The sequence below is a fragment of the Haloarchaeobius sp. FL176 genome, from assembly GCF_024609245.1.
In the GTDB taxonomy this organism is placed as follows: domain Archaea; phylum Halobacteriota; class Halobacteria; order Halobacteriales; family Natrialbaceae; genus Haloarchaeobius.
Genome location: NZ_JANJYH010000018.1, coordinates 32,209 through 48,515 on the forward strand (window position 1 = coordinate 32,209; position 16,307 = coordinate 48,515).

The window sequence follows — 16,307 nt, forward strand, 5'->3', positions numbered from 1 at the left end:
TTCATCTCGCGTGATTCCGTATTCCTCCAAGTGCGAGGTCGTGTATCCCCGATTCCCAACTCGGGTGAGCGGAGTGGGTGCGCTGTCACTACTTTGCCGGGTTGGGTCGTGTGGATCGCGTGGATCCGGTGGGTGCTCTCGCATTGCGTTGTTTTCTGGTCCTAGTATAATGTCTCCTTGCTGTGGGGTTCTTCGTGTGGTTTTCAGACTGGATTACATTCACCCTGACCGCGATCGCTGTCTCGAAGCCCAGTGGCGCATGAGCACCCGGCACCCCCAGTTGGCGAAAACGTCTCAACTTCCTGGGAGGTAAATCCTCCACCCCTCTATATCCAAACACATATGCGGGCGTGAGAGGCGATATTACACCCTGGCCAAACCCTATCTGTGGCCACAGAACTCCTTGTAGAGCCTGTAAGGGCCTTAACTACCGCGCGGAGTTTTCAACCCTCAAATATCTGAGGTGGGGTGGTGAAACGGGTTCTGCGTGGGATTTCTGCACCCCCAGTTTCGTTTCTGCAGGGTATTCTGCAACCGTTTTTCGCTTCCGCCGGGGTGTTCTGCGAGTGGTTTTCAGATCACCGCGCAGAATACCCCGCGAAAGCATATACCACCACACGCAGAACCTCTAACCGCAAATCATGACACAGACAGATATCTTAGAGTTCGACACTGACGACGACGGCGATGGTGACGGCACAGAGGGTGGCACTGCGGGTGAGACGTTCGTCGCTGTCGTGACTGCAGAGTCGCGTGCCGCGGTGGACGCCCCACTCCGGCAGGTCCTTGCGGCGACGCGTACTGTTGCGGATAGCGGGCTTGGTGCTGCGGAACGCGACGAGTTCGTTCGAAAGGTTGTCAATCGGGATGTTGACTTACCTACGACGGTCGGGGTCGATAATCCGGGGTTCGTGGGAGTGGCGTCGTCAGCAAGTGGTGTTGGTATTGACAGTGCGATCTCGACCGCAACTGGGCGTGAGATCCCTCACTTCTTCGTTGACAGCTTCGCGTCGTTCGGGGAAAGTCATGGTGCGATTGCCGATCGTGTCCGTGAACTGGTCGAAGGTGGTGTTGAGGTGCATGTCGTCTCGCGCGGGTTCGATATCGATGCCGAGAATTGCGAGCATGTACTGGGGGTGCTGGACGGGCTCGATGCTGCAGGGTTGGAGCTGCAACGACGGGCGGATGTCCGTGACGTGCAGCGGTGGCTTCCGGATGCCGCTCAAGCTGGACGGCCGGCGTTAGGGTTCACGAAGATCGATGGTGAGTCTGTCCCCGGCCCGCGGTTCGATGAGGTGCGCGCCGTGGTGTCGCTGCGTCTCAATGAGGATATCCCGAAGCAGAAGGCTGCTGAGCGTCTGGGTGTGTCGCCGCGGACGATTGGGAGGGCGGTTGATAATGCTGGTCGGTACGGTCTCGAAGGGGAGGACACTGAGGAGTGACGTGGGCGAGTCTGGAGTGCAGCCCCCTCGTCCACGTTCCTACACTCGGTCTAAGTACTTCCTCCGCTGCTCTGCCTTCTGCCGTTCCGTACGCTGGTCATAGTGCTTTTCGAGTGTGTCCGACTGCACGTCCGCCCGGTCACTCACCGCGGGCTTCGGAACGTCACTCTGCAACCAGTGCGTGATCGCCCCCTGCCGAATCGCATGCGTGACACCGACGACGGGCACTCATACGCTAACTGCCGGTCCTGCGCGGCGTCACATTCCTCCGGGTCACGGGCATGCGGACACTCCTGCCCGACAGCACACAGGCGCGTATTGGTGTATGCTGTCGCCTGAATTGTCTGCACATGCGGTCTCCCGTGCACGGTTGTTATCAGCGGTTTACGCCCCTCGGACCCGTCTTCGACGTCGTGTCTGTTCGTGTCGATGAAGTCGTTGACAGTCTCTTTCACCGGGTGAGAGGGCGATAACACGCTCTCCATCGCCCTGATTCTTCAGCGGAGTGGTCCGTGTCGGGTCGGTGTTGAACGTCTATGACGGGGTCGTCATGCTTGAGGAAGCCCTCTCTACACCGTGTCTGGAGTATGAGAACCGCGTTCTCGGCTGTACTGTCAGTAATCCTCGTGTGAGAGCAGATCTTTTCCTTCGACATTCTTTGGGAGTCCATCTGCTGTGTCAAGCGGACGGAAGAGGTAAGTGTCATTGAGATAGTCGTTGTTGAGGGCCTCCCGGAGTTCGGCGAATGTTAGGCTTTCTCCCTGTCGGAGTTTTCGTTGAATTCGGGCTTGTGCTTCGCGTGGGAGTCCGTACTGTAGGTCGAGGCTGAAGTCAAGGACCGTTTGCTCCCCTGTAAGCCCTTTCTCGACCCCGTTCTTGAGGATGTCACGGAATCGATCGTCGGGCGAATATGACTCTGAGTTGGGTGCGTGCTGGCAGAGGGAGAACAGGAATGCGATCGCATCTTCTGCGGCGGTGAATAACTCTTCGTCGGCAATCCCGTCGTCCACAGCTAGTTGGGTTCTGTCTTTGCTTGCTAGTTCTGTTGCAAGGTATTCGAAGTCGTAGAGTGCGTTCCGAGCTCGGTTCCGGATCCTGAGCCGCGCATTCCGTTCACTATCTCGATTTAGGTTCTTTCGCCCGAGCAGGTATTGTCTGTCATCTTTCGTCAGAACTCCACGATTTCGGTCAAGCCCAGCCATAATCCGATTCAATCTACAATCCTGTCTTCATATAAATATATGGCATTATCCGTCATCTGCTTCCGGTGACGGTGTTCCCGGTTTTACTAACAGGCTACCGGATTGAGTGGTACATGCATACGAACTGAACTATGGAATTGGCAAAAATAGACCCTCACGTCAGCTGTCCGATCGTCTGTGGTGAATACATGCGCGCAAGTGGCTTCTTCTTCAACGCTGCGGATCAAACCTACCTCATCACCGCTCGCCACAACCTCCTGCCCACCGATGCGTCAACCCTCGCCACGGGCCGACTCTCGCTTTCCTACCGTACCGAGGACTACCTCCCAACGGTTGACATCTACCTGCGAGATGATCCCTCCTTCACGGTGAAACGAGTTGATCTCACCGAACAATCAGGCATCCTTCTTGATGCCGCTATTGACGTGATCGGCGTCCCCATTACCTTCTCGCCCGAAGACTACGGGTATGTTGTCTGGACGCTTGATGATATTACCTCCGAGAACTCGTCTGAATTCCTTGATATAATTGGCTACCCTGGACCATCCTTCCCGGACCCTGGCCCATACGACAGGGAGACCTACGCACAGACGATCACTGAACCGTACATTCTCACGCTTCAAAACGACTTCCCCACTCACCAAGAGGGATCACCCTCCGCCGATCAGATTGCATTGGGAATCGTAACTGGTGTAGAAGATAGTACTCCCGACTATAGGGGGTATAGTGGTTCGCCTGTCCTCGGAGACAACCTCGCGGGCATTCACTGCGCAGATGTCGGAATAACGGCGATAAACCCAGAGACTGGCGAAAAGAGCGTACATCCGGCTATCGCTTATTGGCAGGCAGATGTCCTCGGGCAGCTCCTGAAATAACTTGGCAGAACGGCAGAGAATGATGAATATCTATAATCCAGACTCCTGGATACAGCCGCAAGGCCTGAACACCCAGCGGGAAACTTTCCAACTTTATACGACAATCCAAGAGCAACAGCGTGTGTGCGAAACGAATGGCAACTCAGACATCTGGAACCGAGTCTTCGAGGCCGACCCCACGGGTTCACACGGCAATGTCAGCAGTGGCTTCGATGTATGCACGCCAATGTATGTACTACCCGGACGAACGTGCATAGATTCGTCCTCGCCACCGCCCATGTTGCCACGGCCGCGACGCGGCGGAGAAGCACCGCATATAAACAGACCCGGGTTCAGTCACCGCAGATTCACGCTCTGACGACCCTCGTATGCACAACGCTTTATGACGACTGACCGCACTACTCTCCGACTCAGCGACGACCGGAAGCGGCTGCTTGACCAAGCGAGCACGATCGTAGCCTCCGACCCGACGGACGACCCGCCGATGTCGGACGTCATTGATGCCGCACTGACGCACCTCATCGAGTCACATGAGAACCTAGAGGATGTCCGCAATCAGTACCCAGCGCAGCAGGTTAAACAGTGCTGCAACACGTCTGTGCTTAGATTACGATACCGAACGTCCATCGAGTCGAAGTGGCGGTAGCTACGTCAACAGACCGAATATCGACGAAAAACCAGTGAGATTTTCCGACCGTCAGTTAAGATCGTCCACAGCCGGTACCTGCACGGCCTCTAACGGTGGACTCACCGACCTTGCTCCGCTGGCTCGCTGCCCGTTCGATTGCATCACCGAACTCGTCAGGATTCCAATCGACAATTTCTGCACCGTTCTCTTTCAATTTGTCCGGCACATCCTCGTCGCTGATGCTGTCATCCACCTTGACAGCCACCAGACCATTCCCGTCTTTCAGTGACCGTTCGATCTCGTAGTCCACCCAGTCGCTGTCCTTCGTGTTCTCGCCTACTAAGACGACAGTGGTAGAAGTTCCCTTGATCTCATCCCGGATACACTGCTGGATGTACCCTCTGTTCGTGCTGTCAACAGGATCAAGGAGGTGCCGGTCTTGGAACTCGACATTGACGTTCTTGTTCCATCGAAGCAGCCGGAACCCCTTGGCTTTCATTCGATCGCTTCCCTCGTAACTGATGAAGACTCGACGGGTGGTCATTCTTTCATGTGGCCTGGTAAGCCGTGCTTACTGACACAATGTGACTAGGCCTCTTGTGCTTTTCGCGTAGTGATCTCCCAGTATCGGTTCTCCTGGCTTGTGAGCGCCATCACCCGCTCGACAAACAGCTTCTCGGGGTTCTCCGCGCCCTCGTATTCTTTCGTTCCGGTTTTGAACATCTGCTCTTCGCGTCGAAGTCCCTCAGCAGTGGTCCGATAGTTCATCCACTTCTTCTGATAGTTCAGGTACGATTCGAGGGCTTCCAGGATGATAAGTAGAACAGAGGCGATGATGATGGTATTCTTCCAGAACGCGCTGGATGTCACCGGGAACAACGTGACGGCGACCGGAAGAATCGCAGCTAAAGCAATCTGGGATATCTTCATCCCTCGATGATACTTCTTGTTGCTCATCGCCTTCGTATCATACCACTCGAATTGCGGCTTATAGAATTCTTCGTAGAATTCGTCGAAGTTCTCTACCATATGAGATGCACTGTCTTACAGAATGGACTCTTCTTCAATTTTGGTCCATCGATCGCTTAGGATCTGCTCAAGGTCGGTGCCCAGGTTCTCTGCAGCGATGAGAAGGTTAGAGACGATTTCTACTGTCTCCTCTTCCAAGACTTCGCGGGTGTTCATCGGTTCCATGTGGTCCAGCGATTCCATCGCGTTCGCCATACGACCCGCCGGAGAGGCCATTCGCGTGAACAGCCACTCTTTCAGCTCCTCCGAATCCATCACTTCATCGGAAGGATTCAGCGCTTCTCCCCATTCAGCGACTCCGTCTGCCTCAAGGCCGAACATCCCCTCCAGCTCACTTTGCAAGTCCAAGTTAAGTGTGTTCGCCGCTGCCAGTCCGACGATGAAGCTGTCAGCAAGCGTCTTTTCGATTTGTTCAATCCGCATATCATCATCGGCATAATCACGGGACATACGGCCTACGTACTTCGAAAAGTGATGCACGTAGTGGTTCATCCTGTCCGGATATGGGAGTGTAAAGATATCGCGGTGATGCTCCTTATCGTGTTCTTGCTGCCGTTTCTGAAGGTCAAGTAGTGTGGTGTTGCTCATGTGTTGATCGCTCTTGCGGGAATAATCCCCCCACCATTATCACAGTTAGGGCACAGTTTCAGTGGAGCCTCATTTTCAAACTCATGGTCACATAAGAGACAGACCCAGTTGGACACGCTCTCTGAGGCGATAAGAGATGGGTCAATGTTCATCGTCTCCATTTTCGTTTCAAGAATCTGCTTTGTTCCGTTATCTTCCCCGGCTTGCATCGTCCCCACGTAGTCCTGGACAGATCCCCAGTCGAATCCGGCTTCTCTCTCCCAAGTTGGGTACCGGTATTCGTGATACCGCTTGTTGATCAGTTCCAGTCGTCGGACCTCGTCGAGGTACTGTTGGGAACAGTCCTCCCGCTCTTCGAAGAGACCAAGGAGAGCGTCGGTTGTCTCGGAGGAGATGAGTTTCTTTCTGAACCCGGTCAAAATCCCGTCGAACCCAGTTTCATCGGCTACGGTTTCGAAGCTGATCGGTGGGTAGATCCACTTCATCTCGTCCGCCACGAGACGGTAGTCGTCCTGGATACTACCGTTCCGGTAGTTAGTGAGCAGCGGTGGACCCAGTGAGTACCAGCCAATATGGTAGTACCCGGTAAGATGACGCTCACCTTTGATGTTCGTGCAGAAGAAGAGGTAGGGGCGGTTGTTCTTCACCAGGCCGGATCGAATGTCTCGGGTACAGGTAGAGCACAACCCGTAACTCATCGTCTCAAGGTTCGGGTCGCTTTTGTTGTCGTTGACCTTGGTCACCTCTCGAACGGGGTATTTGCTGATCTCGTCCTCACAGTAGTAGAGTGTCAGATAGCTTTGGGCATCTTCCGATGCCTGATGCTCCTCCCACGAGCCGTTAGGAGGCGCGTAATCAGGAGCCCCATCGGATTCATACCTCATTTTACGTCTGGGTTGATGTATTCTCCCCATAAAGTGTTTCTCCTACCGAATATTCCGTGAGGACAGGTGTGTCGTAAGATTCAATGAGTCAACGATTGGCTTTCAGAGCATACGAGTAATGTCTGAGTCCTTGATACAGCCCGATGATATTCGGAATAGTCTCGATGAGGAATCACTTGATCTGTTCTGGCAGTTCATCACCGAACGACAGCAGGTATGGTATCGTCGGGTCATTGAAGGCCGACCGTCACCATGGACTGATGACGAGATTTTGCAGGAGTACCGGTTCACGAACGTCTACCGCGAGCTGGACCCCGGGACACAGTACGTGATTCAGAACATCTTGGAGGCGGACGCCTCGCGTCAGGACAAGATTCTGAATGTGATGCTATACCGGTTGATCGGCCGGCTCGAAACCCACGAGTATCTCGGGTTTCAGTCACTGGAGACCTTCGATGCAGCAGAGTTCGAAGAGGCGCTGAAACATCGACGGGACGACTTAGAGGAGACGGTATTCACCGGGGCGTACATGGTGAGCGGCTACAATCAGATGGGTTCTTCTGATAAGGTGGAAAATGTAGCTGCGCTTTTCAATGAAATCACGGATGAGACCGATTTCTTTGACAACATGCTTTCTACCGAATCTCTGGAAGAGGCCTACAAGCTAATCCGTTCACAGCATGGGTTCGGGAATTTCCTTTCGTACCAAGTTCTTGTCGATCTTCTATACCCTGTAGACTACTACGATGGCGGCTCTGTACTCTCGTTTTCTCCGGATGACTGGTCGGCTCCCGGCCCGGGTGCTCAGAAGGGGCTAAAACAGCTTGTCACAGAGTTCAACGGTTTTGATCGTCTTGACGTGATGCGGTGGCTCCGCCAAAACCAGCAACAGGAGTTCGAACGATTGGACCTGGACTTTCCCTACCTGGAGACAAAAGATGGGAACCGTTTGGAGCTGTCATTAGCAAATATCCAGAACTGTCTCTGTGAGTTCTACAAGTACCATAAGATTCTGCACTCGAACGGCCGTGCCCGGCGCTGCTTCCGGAATACCGAAGCACGCTCATATGACGAACTGCGTGACCTGTATGAAGGATCACCTGTGATTAGCCTCCCAAACACCGCCGAGTAGAGCATTTACTTCGTACGCTCTCACGGAATACTGTCGAGGCAACATCTTGTCATTGAACACGGGCACCGCGAGGTGGTGAATTTAATCCTAACCCGTATTCGATCCAGAGCCGACCTAGTCACCGGAGTTCTGGTGTCTTGCTACGGAATTTCTCCGGGGTTATATCACACCAAAGTGGATCCTTGAATCCGAGCCATTCCTTATTGTCCTTTTCTGCCCCGTCAGGATCATGACCGCGGACGCAAAATTCACCAGCGAAGTCATCAGTGAGGTAGTACTGGCTAGAGCCAAATCGATCATACGAACTAATTTGGAGTGCTCGTGAAAGCAATCCTCCTGGGTCTGTGCCATCGATTATTACGACGTCATCGTGTTTTGACTCTCCCTCACCTTGGAAACGGAGTGAGTGAGCATTATTCGGAGACTCATTAAGCAACTCAGCCTGACGCTCGCCTCTATGATGTTCTAAGTCGATTACGTTGTTGACGGTGAAATGGCCAATCACATAGCGATGTTTTCGGCCTTCATTCTGAAGCCCCGCATAGAAGCCGAGAACATCCCCCTGCCGTAGTTTTTTCAGTGCCCTACCGGTTCCGTTATCTCCTTTCTTATCTCCAAAGGTAAGCGCCTCAAAATTCGGGTCTCGATGGAAAGGATGGTTATCGAGTTCGTCTCCTTGAATCCACTCCTCGTCTTTACTCGGCCGTATACGACGGAAGTAGGACGCTGCTGTCGTGTCTTGGTACGCGAATCCCCAATTCACGTAGGTCATAGGTTCGGCTGTTCCTGTCTGTGTTTCAGGAATCGGGACGTACTCAAACGTCCCATCATCATAGATAGGGGGAAGTGGCTTTGTATTAGTGCCATCAGCTCCGATTCCAATTAGTAAAACCTTGGAGCCTTGATTTTCTTCAGACATACAGTCATCAACTGATCCCTTACTCATCAACTCAATGGAACCAGGCTTCAAGAATTATCACTACGCAGGATAATTCCTAAGAACATGCGTTCACTCACGGAACACGACTACTCTATTGAAGCGGAACAAGGGGAAGAGCCTGACTCCTCTGAGTTTAGAACACCCAATGACATCCAAGACTGGATGTCTAACAAAGCGAGGGACTACGCTGATGTATACGATGTAGAAGGCACAAATCCACGAGGTCGGTTCTACGTTGCAAAAACAATTGAGTATCAATCAGAGGCTGGGCTAACACAGACGGGAAGCGCTCCGGGGTACCATGGCGGAACTTGGTCTCTAGCCACCTGCAAAAAGACAATGCGAGGGTACGGAACGGTTGACAGGCAATTTCGATCAAAGACAGAAGATGGCGTTCGACGTCCGAAGTACCCTTTCTTCGTAGCGGTTTTCGGAACTCGTGATCCGGATAAGTACCACACAACGCCTCCAGAAGCACAGAAGCACCAGAATTGGCTTGCTTCGGTTGCTCTCGTAACTGCCGGTTTCGAACGTATGGATGAGATGGCAGATTATATCTCGAAAAATCACTCCGAAGCTGCTCTACTCCACCGTCGAACTGCCGCGAGTGATAGTACTCCGCGTGCAAGGAACAGAGGCGATCTCCACGTTGATGACGACCACTCTGTAATGTATCCCACAGAGGACCACCAACACGGACCCAACAAAACGAACACCTCCAGTCATTGTGGTTGTTCTCACCAACAGTCCAGAAACCGGAATCCGCTAGAGCACGAGGACAACCAGCATAGTCACATCAAAATGGTTTCGGACCCCGGTGATTGGATCGCTTGGCGTCACCCGACCGTGGCATTTGAAGGTGGGTTGGAGCAGGGGAATCGAAAACTGGACGGGAGCTACGGTTCACTAATTAGCAATCTTACATCAGTTCAATAGAGGTCCGTTGTACGTGTCATCCAAGAGTAGCCATTAAGCCCCAGAAGTGCAACTTCGGTGTATGAGTCTCAGGAGCGTTCGGGCGAAACACGACTCGCTCTTCGAACAACTAGCGACATCTGAGGGCTCTTCACTCGCACCAAGCCGGATTGCTGGCCAATTTTATTGCGAAAAGAAGGTTGACCTCACACGCAAACACGGAGATATAGAAACCCCAGCAAAGACACGGGGCAGTAAGACTCACAAAAAAGCGGCAGAGGATTCCGAGGAGGTTTCTGACGAAGAGTTCTGGAACGCCCTGGAGACTGGCGATCGACAAATAATCGTGGAGAGTCCGTTCGTTGGTGAGGCAGCCGACTTCCTCATCGGTGGAATCCCCGACGCCGTGCTCTTCGAGAGCCAGAAGCCACAGCTGATCTTTGAGCGAAAGACGACATCGAGACCAGATCACCTGTACAAGAATCAGAGTATCCAAGCGTGGCTTTACGGATTCATCCTCGATAGTTTGGGATTCGGGACAGACAATCTGAAGATTGCTATCCTCAGTCACGAACAATCACTTGCGCTCGAAACTGGCAAGCAACTCCAACAGTCGGTTATCGCCAACTACGACAAATGGGAGTTCGGAGACCAAGAGTTGACTGAGTCACCGAAATCTGTTCTTCATCTCTCCGAGTTTTCGAAGGTAGAGTTCCTGGAGGATCTTAATTGGGCTCTCGGTTACTGGCGAGACGAACGTGAACCGATACCGACTAAGAAGGCTGGAAAGTGCCGTGCGTGCGAGTACAATGACGCTTGCCCGGATTCTCGGGCTTGAAAGCCCTTACTGTACATCTTGACGGTTCGTCAGAAGCGAAATCCCGATAAACCGGTAATGAGATTGCCAAATATGGCATTAGTTTCCAGCCTTCCCTCTCGGCCCCTGACCGATGATGAACTATACGCCCTCCACACCAGCGGGAAGTTCGTAGCGGTGGTCCCGATTAACGCCGTCACGGATCCGGACAAAGACCGGAGGAGATCGTTAGTTGTGGGAGCAATCTTTGTCACGGAAAGCACTATCGTCTCCATCGAATACCTTCCGGATGAGCGAAGTTGGTCGAAGGTATTCCAGGACGAGAACGGACCGGAGTCGGAGAAGAATGCTGAGGGCGTCGTGGACTCGGTCTTTGACGAGGCTGAGGCAGCCCTTGAAGGAGCAGCTGCCGAGATGGAAGCCAGCGGCGACGTAAGCGAAGTAGTTGAGCGACAAGTGGATCCCGATGGAGAGGCAGCTTTTCGGGATGCGGCAGAATTCGGAGAACTTCTACAGCAACAATACGACAACGCCACCTAATCTTGGACAAGTTATCCTGAGTGGTACCGATGCTTACAGACGTCTTCCTTTGGAGGTGTGGTTTGTCTTACCGCGAGACCCCATCATTCTGATGTGGGCCCAGCTCTGTTGGAATCCCATCAGATAATATGTCTGTTGTGGATCGGTGAGTACAGCGAAAGTAGTGTCCGATCTAAGCTATTCGAATCGTTGGTCTGTCGGCGATAGGTCGAGTAACGACGTGTACCGATCGCGTTCCTCGTCGAGAGCGAATTCGTTGACAAGCACCCGCCTGAACAGTGTAATCGCAGCCTCGTAATCCGTGAAGAGATTATCAAATGGCATATCGTCCCGTTCGTTGTGCAACACGAAATTCCGTGAGTTAGAGTAGAAGTACTCTCTCGTCCCATCCGGCGTATCCTCGAACGTTTCAGAGAACGCAGCAAGATCAATCACATCAACATCAAGCGACGTGACTAAATTCCGGATCTTGTCAGCCGTGGTGCTCCCCACAGTCTCGTCGTGCGCTGCGTACCGTTCAGCCAGAACTTCCATCCCGGCCGCAATCGACGCGATCCGAGAATTCACCGTCCGGTCACGCAGCATCGCATCGAGATACCACGAAATACACCGCTTGTACCGGTACTGGTCCGCTCGCTCAACAAACCGGTCATATCCGTGATCGAGGAACACCCGCACGTCGTTCGCACCGTCAATCCGACCACCAGAGAAGGCATGACCGATATCATCACGCCATGTCGTCATCCACCGCTCGTATGTCCACGGCACCGCGTCCCCATCAACCGCAGTGATTCGAGCTCGAACCGGTGCGGGGAATACGCCTTGAACGAACGCTATCAACCACATCGCGGGTTGAAGAGTACACGACGCGTGATCGAATTGAATGTCTACCGGGCCGTTAACGGAGTGCGTCAGCGTAACCGTCGCAGTGCGTAGTGACCGTCTGTATTCTTTGATTTGCTGCATTCGCTCTTCGAACCCGTCCACTCGGTGTGATTGAATCGAGAACTCATCGCGGTCCAACAGCGGTGTGTCGTCCGGTTGCGGAAACCACGTATTCGGAGTACGGAAATTCATCACATCAAATTCGATCGTGACGTCTTCTCCAACAAACGCGTCGTCCGGAGCTGAGTCGAACACAACAACAGACGGAGTGATCCCGGTTACCTGGGCAGTCCCGTCCCTGCCATCGAATTCCGTTGACGTGATTACTTTTTCCAACATCACCGAAACGCCATCACGAGTCTCCCCGCGGAATTCATCGAATTGCGGGGGTTGAGAACCAGTTACCTGTCCGAGGGATTCTTCGGCTGTCTCTGACGGTTCAACATCACCGGTCACGTCACCAGTAATGTCACCGGATTCGGTCAGCGACAGGTCAATAACACCGCTCTCACCGTCCGTGTCACCATCAAGAAGCACGGATTCGGTCGTGATAGCGTCGTTGAACATGAGTCTTGGTTGGTACGTGAATACTCCCTGACTTGTACATAAACCCAGTTCTGAGAGAGTGTCACGGAAACGCCTCACGAGATTTCATCGATAGTCGATTGAATTAACCGGTCAGGAAGCACGTCTACTTAACAGCCAGTTCACCGACGGTAAGGGTGAAATCACCTCCTTGTGAATTTATTCATGCCACTCTCATTCACAACGATGATTATCAAGATGACCGCTGGTATGGGGAGGAAGTACTTCAATGAGCAACTCGAATCCATCTTATGAACGGGCTGAATGTACCCAAAGATGACGACACCCGAGAGCGTGTGCGAGATGCGCTTCGAAACGTAGATGATCACAACGAGACAGAGTTCTTGAACGCTCTGTTGAAAGTCATCGAGTACGAGCGTGATGAGACGTTCGACAGCTCTGAACTGATTTGAATGGCCACCCCACTGGGGTAGCCGTTCTTCTAATGTCGCGCTCGATGTTCGGGAACTGACCCGGCCTGCGTTTCTGTTTCGGCTATCGATATCGCACGGCGGTTGTCTGTGTGACCGGTCTCGGTCACGCTCGTCACTCGTGAGCGGTCGCTCCTTGCTGACCAGTGGGGGCCGCACCCGGTGACATCTGTACGTCGCTGGGGGCAACCGGCCACCCGTCTGTCAACAGAAATAAATCACGTCGCAACCACGAATGGCGTACGTCATGAGGGGGAACGCGACCGACGAGCAGGGGGCCACATCGCCGATTGGAACGCTGTTACTCGTCGCGCTGGCCCTCGTCGCGGCCGCGGGCGTTGGCGTCTTCGTGCTGGACCTCAGTGCGGGCCAGGGTGCGCCGACAGCCGAGGCCGCGTTCGAGTACACGGAGACGCCGGCCGGCCTCGAGATGACGGCGGTCGGCATCGGCGAGGACGTCGTCGTCGAACTGAACGGCCAGTCCGTCGCGTCGTTCGACAGCGACGAGGCCGGGAAGACGGTGCTCCTACCGACCGCGCCGGACGATAGGATCACCGTCGTCTCTCGCGACGGCGACCAGACGGTACTCGTGAACAGACAGGTGGACAGTCGGGAGGATGTCGGCGACCTCATCTCGTACTACACCTTCGACCAGGGAACCGGGAGTACCGTCGTCGACCGGTCCGGAAACGGGAACGACGGCGAGGCGTTCAAGGGTTGGTCGCGCGTCAGCGACGACACCGGGACCGCGCTCGACTTCGATGGAACGAGCGGCACCCACGTCAACATCGGCGACCTCTCCGTGGACGGCCCGGCCAGTGTCGACGAGCTCACCATCGCCATTCATTACCGGAAAGACGGTGGTGCCAACAGCATCCAGAACCTCATCGAACACCAGGAAGGCGGGTTCGCGTGGTACATGGAGACCGACGGTAACCATGTCGATCCCCACCGGATGAGGTACACCATCGGATACAACAATCCGCCGAGCGGGACGCTCTACACCGGGAACATCGACGAGGGCGAACCGCAGGTGCTGATCGGCACGTTCGACGGGGACCAGATGGTGCTCTACCGCAACGGCCAACGGGTCGGGTCGGTCCCGCTCGACCGCGATGTCGCACTGGGTGACGTCATCCTCGGTGCGGACTCCGACCCGTACGGCATCGGGCAGAACATCGACGGCCGTATCTACGAGATGCGGCTCTACTACACCAGCTTCAGCGACGACGAAGTTGGTGTCCTCACGCGGGCGATGCAGAGCAACAGTACAGCCGCGTGAGGCGTCAGCCTGGCCCTTAGACGTCCCGGGGCGAGCTTGGCCAGCCGAATCTGGACAGCGCTGAGCGATGCCCCTGTCAGCCGTCAGACCCGGGTCGGGTAGACGGCTCGCTGTTGCTCGGTGACTCACGTCGTGAGAAGTGGTCCGTCAGGGATTCGAACCCTGGTCCTTGCCGTGAGAGGCCCAAATTCTGTCGTGGACGCACTCCAACGACACGAGCACCGGTTTCCTTCGTAACCCTGCTATCTGGCTGCTACTACCCACTCTTAAACCATCTACCTACTTAAATCCCGAGATGGTTGCCCGCCAGGCAACACCGATTCGGAGTATTCAAAACCTATTTCGAGGGCATGAATAGCCCAACCAACCAAAATAAAACATAGTCGTGCCACCATTTTAATTCATATAACAAACTAATTGGCCCAACTAGATTTCCATAGATCTATTAATATATACTCATTTCGCTGCTGCTGCTGCAACAACCGTCCGGTAGTTGGTGCGAACTTATCACTGGCAGCTCTGTCAATGCATGCTGTATAGCAGCGCAATGTTGGGTACAGACGCATAGCGATCCCAGCATGTTGTCATTGCAAGAATCGTTAGGAGGGAGCCGAGTCGATACAACAGTATTGTTTTCCCATCTCTTGTACAAACTCGACTAATGACGGCGCAGGACTCCTCGGAGACTGAAGACCGAAAAGACGACCACCTTCAAATCGTTCAGGAGCGGGATGTCGAAACGACAGGTACGGGCTTCGACGACGTCCGACTCATCCATAACGCGCTTCCGGAACTCGATTACGACGCAATCGACCCCTCCATCGACTTCCTGGGTCACAACCTATCTGCCCCGATCTTCATCGAGAGCATGACTGGCGGGCACCACAATACGACAGAGATTAATCGGGCACTGGCCCGGGCCGCCAGCGAGACCGGTATCGCCATGGGTCTCGGTAGCCAGCGAGCAGGCCTCGAACTCGACGACGAACGCGTCCTCGAATCGTACACAGTCGTCCGCGATGTCGCTCCCGATGCGTTCATCTACGGGAACCTCGGTGCTGCACAGCTCCGAGAGTACGACATCGAAATGGTCGAGCAGGCAGTCGAGATGATCGATGCCGACGCGCTCGCAGTCCACCTGAACTTCCTCCAGGAAGCCACCCAACCTGAAGGCGATGTCAATGGCCGGAACTGTGTAGCTGCGATCGAACGAGTGTCTGAGGCACTCTCGGTTCCGATTATCGTCAAGGAAACGGGCAACGGAATTTCCGGGGAGACTGCCCGAGAGCTGACTGCGGCAGGCGTTGACGCGATCGACGTCGCTGGAAAAGGCGGCACGACGTGGTCCGGGATCGAAGCCTATCGCGCAGCGGCCGCGAACGCGCCACGACAGAAACGAATCGGCACTCTGTTCCGAGAATGGGGTATTCCAACCGCTGCAAGCACGATCGAGTGTGTTGCCGAACACGACTGCGTAATTGCGAGTGGTGGTGTACGAACGGGATTGGATGTGGCAAAAGCGATTTCGCTGGGTGCCCGTGCCGGCGGATTGGCGAAACCGTTCCTGAAGCCAGCTACAGACGGGCCAGACGCTGTCATCGAACGAGTCGAGGACCTGATCGCCGAGCTGCGGACGGCGATGTTCGTCACCGGTTCGGGGTCGATCGACGAGCTCCAGCAGGTGGAATACGTGTTGCACGGAGAGACGCGCGAGTACGTGGAACAACGAACCAGTAGCGAGTAGTACCGAATTTCCCAGTCTCAGCAGGATAGATAGAACAACACCAGGAAAAAGAGAGATCCTACTCCGATACTTGTCGAACCTACATCTACCGTTTAGAGTGATTGGTCGGGATTGTGAGCAAGGCAGGCGATGGTGAGTTCTCGAAACTGTTTCCCCTGCGCTTAACCTGGGAGTTCACCGTTCCGTTCTGACTACGCTGACCATAGAGACCTGTATCCAGTCGAGCATCCCATGTCTTGTGGACCGAGGAAACTCTCTGTGCATCCGTCTTTAGTTAAGCGAGAAAACGCGTGATAGCGGCGGCTTATCGAGGCATCTTTCGGAAGGAATGAGGAAGTCCAGTCTGTGCACGACAAGGACTCCTCATCTCGGATTATGCGTCGGCTCA

At 54.2% G+C, this 16,307-nt stretch carries 15 protein-coding genes and 1 pseudogene; 8 read left to right on the plus strand and 8 right to left on the minus strand.

What is annotated here, in order from left to right; translation table 11 throughout:
- Positions 1–641: 641 nt before the first annotated feature.
- Positions 642–1,442 (plus strand): helix-turn-helix domain-containing protein, encoded by an 801-nt coding sequence (locus NO978_RS19115; protein WP_257301130.1) that lies wholly within the window; start codon positions 642–644, stop codon positions 1,440–1,442.
- Between the two features lie 614 nt (positions 1,443–2,056).
- Here NO978_RS19115 and NO978_RS19120 read toward each other — a convergent pair.
- Entirely contained in the window at positions 2,057–2,644 is a 588-nt protein-coding gene (locus tag NO978_RS19120; protein ID WP_257301131.1) for a hypothetical protein, read from the minus strand.
- A 131-nt stretch (positions 2,645–2,775) separates the two neighbouring features.
- Between NO978_RS19120 and NO978_RS19125 the strand changes: the two genes are divergently transcribed.
- Positions 2,776–3,519 carry a hypothetical protein gene (locus NO978_RS19125; protein WP_257301132.1) on the plus strand — a complete coding sequence of 248 codons (744 nt, stop codon included), beginning with the start codon at positions 2,776–2,778 and terminating at the stop codon, positions 3,517–3,519.
- A gap of 382 nt (positions 3,520–3,901) precedes the next feature.
- Entirely contained in the window at positions 3,902–4,165 is a 264-nt protein-coding gene (locus NO978_RS19130; RefSeq protein ID WP_257301133.1) for a hypothetical protein, read from the plus strand.
- Between the two features lie 55 nt (positions 4,166–4,220).
- Here the strand turns inward: NO978_RS19130 and NO978_RS19135 are convergent, their stop codons facing one another.
- From NO978_RS19135 to NO978_RS19150, 4 genes are read right to left on the minus strand one after another with little or no spacing between them, the layout of a single operon-like run.
- Positions 4,221–4,691, minus strand: a complete 471-nt coding sequence (locus tag NO978_RS19135; RefSeq protein ID WP_257301134.1) for a TIR domain-containing protein — start codon at positions 4,689–4,691, stop codon at positions 4,221–4,223.
- A gap of 44 nt (positions 4,692–4,735) precedes the next feature.
- Positions 4,736–5,176, minus strand: a complete 441-nt coding sequence (locus NO978_RS19140) for a DUF4231 domain-containing protein (RefSeq protein WP_257301135.1) — start codon at positions 5,174–5,176, stop codon at positions 4,736–4,738.
- A gap of 15 nt (positions 5,177–5,191) precedes the next feature.
- Entirely contained in the window at positions 5,192–5,764 is a 573-nt protein-coding gene (locus tag NO978_RS19145) for a hypothetical protein (RefSeq protein ID WP_257301136.1), read from the minus strand.
- A complete protein-coding gene (locus tag NO978_RS19150; RefSeq protein WP_257301137.1) occupies positions 5,761–6,648 on the minus strand; it encodes a hypothetical protein in 888 nt (295 codons plus the stop codon). The genes NO978_RS19145 and NO978_RS19150 overlap by 4 nt, the downstream gene beginning before the upstream one ends.
- Before the next feature lie 118 nt (positions 6,649–6,766).
- Here NO978_RS19150 and NO978_RS19155 point away from each other — a divergent pair, with 118 nt between their 5' ends.
- Entirely contained in the window at positions 6,767–7,780 is a 1,014-nt protein-coding gene (locus NO978_RS19155) for a nucleotide kinase domain-containing protein (RefSeq protein ID WP_257301138.1), read from the plus strand.
- Positions 7,781–7,898: 118 nt separating this feature from the next.
- On the opposite strand, the gene NO978_RS19160 is transcribed toward NO978_RS19155, so the two are convergent.
- Positions 7,899–8,726, minus strand: a complete 828-nt coding sequence (locus NO978_RS19160) for a hypothetical protein (RefSeq protein ID WP_257301139.1) — start codon at positions 8,724–8,726, stop codon at positions 7,899–7,901.
- 991 nt (positions 8,727–9,717) lie between these two features.
- Here NO978_RS19160 and NO978_RS19165 point away from each other — a divergent pair.
- Together NO978_RS19165 and NO978_RS19170 are read left to right on the plus strand one after the other, a co-directional pair.
- A complete protein-coding gene (locus NO978_RS19165; RefSeq protein ID WP_257301140.1) occupies positions 9,718–10,473 on the plus strand; it encodes an exonuclease V in 756 nt (251 codons plus the stop codon).
- Between the two features lie 18 nt (positions 10,474–10,491).
- Complete coding sequence (locus tag NO978_RS19170) at positions 10,492–10,992, plus strand: hypothetical protein (protein WP_257301141.1); 501 nt, start codon at positions 10,492–10,494, stop codon at positions 10,990–10,992.
- Positions 10,993–11,169: 177 nt separating this feature from the next.
- On the opposite strand, the gene NO978_RS19175 is transcribed toward NO978_RS19170, so the two are convergent.
- Positions 11,170–12,444, minus strand: a complete 1,275-nt coding sequence (locus NO978_RS19175) for a hypothetical protein (RefSeq protein WP_257301142.1) — start codon at positions 12,442–12,444, stop codon at positions 11,170–11,172.
- A 684-nt stretch (positions 12,445–13,128) separates the two neighbouring features.
- On the opposite strand from NO978_RS19175, the gene NO978_RS19180 reads away from it, so the two are divergent.
- The gene (locus tag NO978_RS19180) at positions 13,129–14,175 is read left to right on the plus strand and encodes a LamG domain-containing protein (RefSeq protein ID WP_257301143.1); all 1,047 of its coding nucleotides are present in this window, start codon (positions 13,129–13,131) and stop codon (positions 14,173–14,175) included.
- A 661-nt stretch (positions 14,176–14,836) separates the two neighbouring features.
- Positions 14,837–15,919, plus strand: a complete 1,083-nt coding sequence (gene fni / locus NO978_RS19185) for a type 2 isopentenyl-diphosphate Delta-isomerase (protein ID WP_257301144.1) — start codon at positions 14,837–14,839, stop codon at positions 15,917–15,919.
- Between the two features lie 92 nt (positions 15,920–16,011).
- On the opposite strand, the pseudogene NO978_RS19190 reads toward fni, so the two are convergent.
- Positions 16,012–16,180, minus strand: a pseudogene (locus NO978_RS19190) (IS5/IS1182 family transposase); the annotation flags it as partial.
- Between the last annotated feature and the right edge of the window lie 127 nt (positions 16,181–16,307).

Excerpts from the sequence above, each read along its gene's own strand:
- NO978_RS19135 (WP_257301134.1), bottom strand. The coding sequence starts at position 4,691 with ATGACCACCCGTCGAGTCTTCATCAGTTACGAGGGAAGCGATCGAATG.
- NO978_RS19150 (WP_257301137.1), bottom strand. The coding sequence starts at position 6,648 with ATGAGGTATGAATCCGATGGGGCTCCTGATTACGCGCCTCCTAACGGC.
- NO978_RS19145 (WP_257301136.1), bottom strand. The coding sequence starts at position 5,764 with ATGAGCAACACCACACTACTTGACCTTCAGAAACGGCAGCAAGAACAC.
- NO978_RS19130 (WP_257301133.1), top strand. The coding sequence starts at position 3,902 with ATGACGACTGACCGCACTACTCTCCGACTCAGCGACGACCGGAAGCGG.
- NO978_RS19160 (WP_257301139.1), bottom strand. The coding sequence starts at position 8,726 with ATGAGTAAGGGATCAGTTGATGACTGTATGTCTGAAGAAAATCAAGGC.
- NO978_RS19125 (WP_257301132.1), top strand. The coding sequence starts at position 2,776 with ATGGAATTGGCAAAAATAGACCCTCACGTCAGCTGTCCGATCGTCTGT.
- NO978_RS19140 (WP_257301135.1), bottom strand. The coding sequence starts at position 5,176 with ATGGTAGAGAACTTCGACGAATTCTACGAAGAATTCTATAAGCCGCAA.
- NO978_RS19180 (WP_257301143.1), top strand. The coding sequence starts at position 13,129 with ATGGCGTACGTCATGAGGGGGAACGCGACCGACGAGCAGGGGGCCACA.
- NO978_RS19155 (WP_257301138.1), top strand. The coding sequence starts at position 6,767 with ATGTCTGAGTCCTTGATACAGCCCGATGATATTCGGAATAGTCTCGAT.
- NO978_RS19115 (WP_257301130.1), top strand. The coding sequence starts at position 642 with ATGACACAGACAGATATCTTAGAGTTCGACACTGACGACGACGGCGAT.
- fni (WP_257301144.1), top strand. The coding sequence starts at position 14,837 with ATGACGGCGCAGGACTCCTCGGAGACTGAAGACCGAAAAGACGACCAC.
- NO978_RS19120 (WP_257301131.1), bottom strand. The coding sequence starts at position 2,644 with ATGGCTGGGCTTGACCGAAATCGTGGAGTTCTGACGAAAGATGACAGA.
- NO978_RS19165 (WP_257301140.1), top strand. The coding sequence starts at position 9,718 with ATGAGTCTCAGGAGCGTTCGGGCGAAACACGACTCGCTCTTCGAACAA.
- NO978_RS19175 (WP_257301142.1), bottom strand. The coding sequence starts at position 12,444 with ATGTTCAACGACGCTATCACGACCGAATCCGTGCTTCTTGATGGTGAC.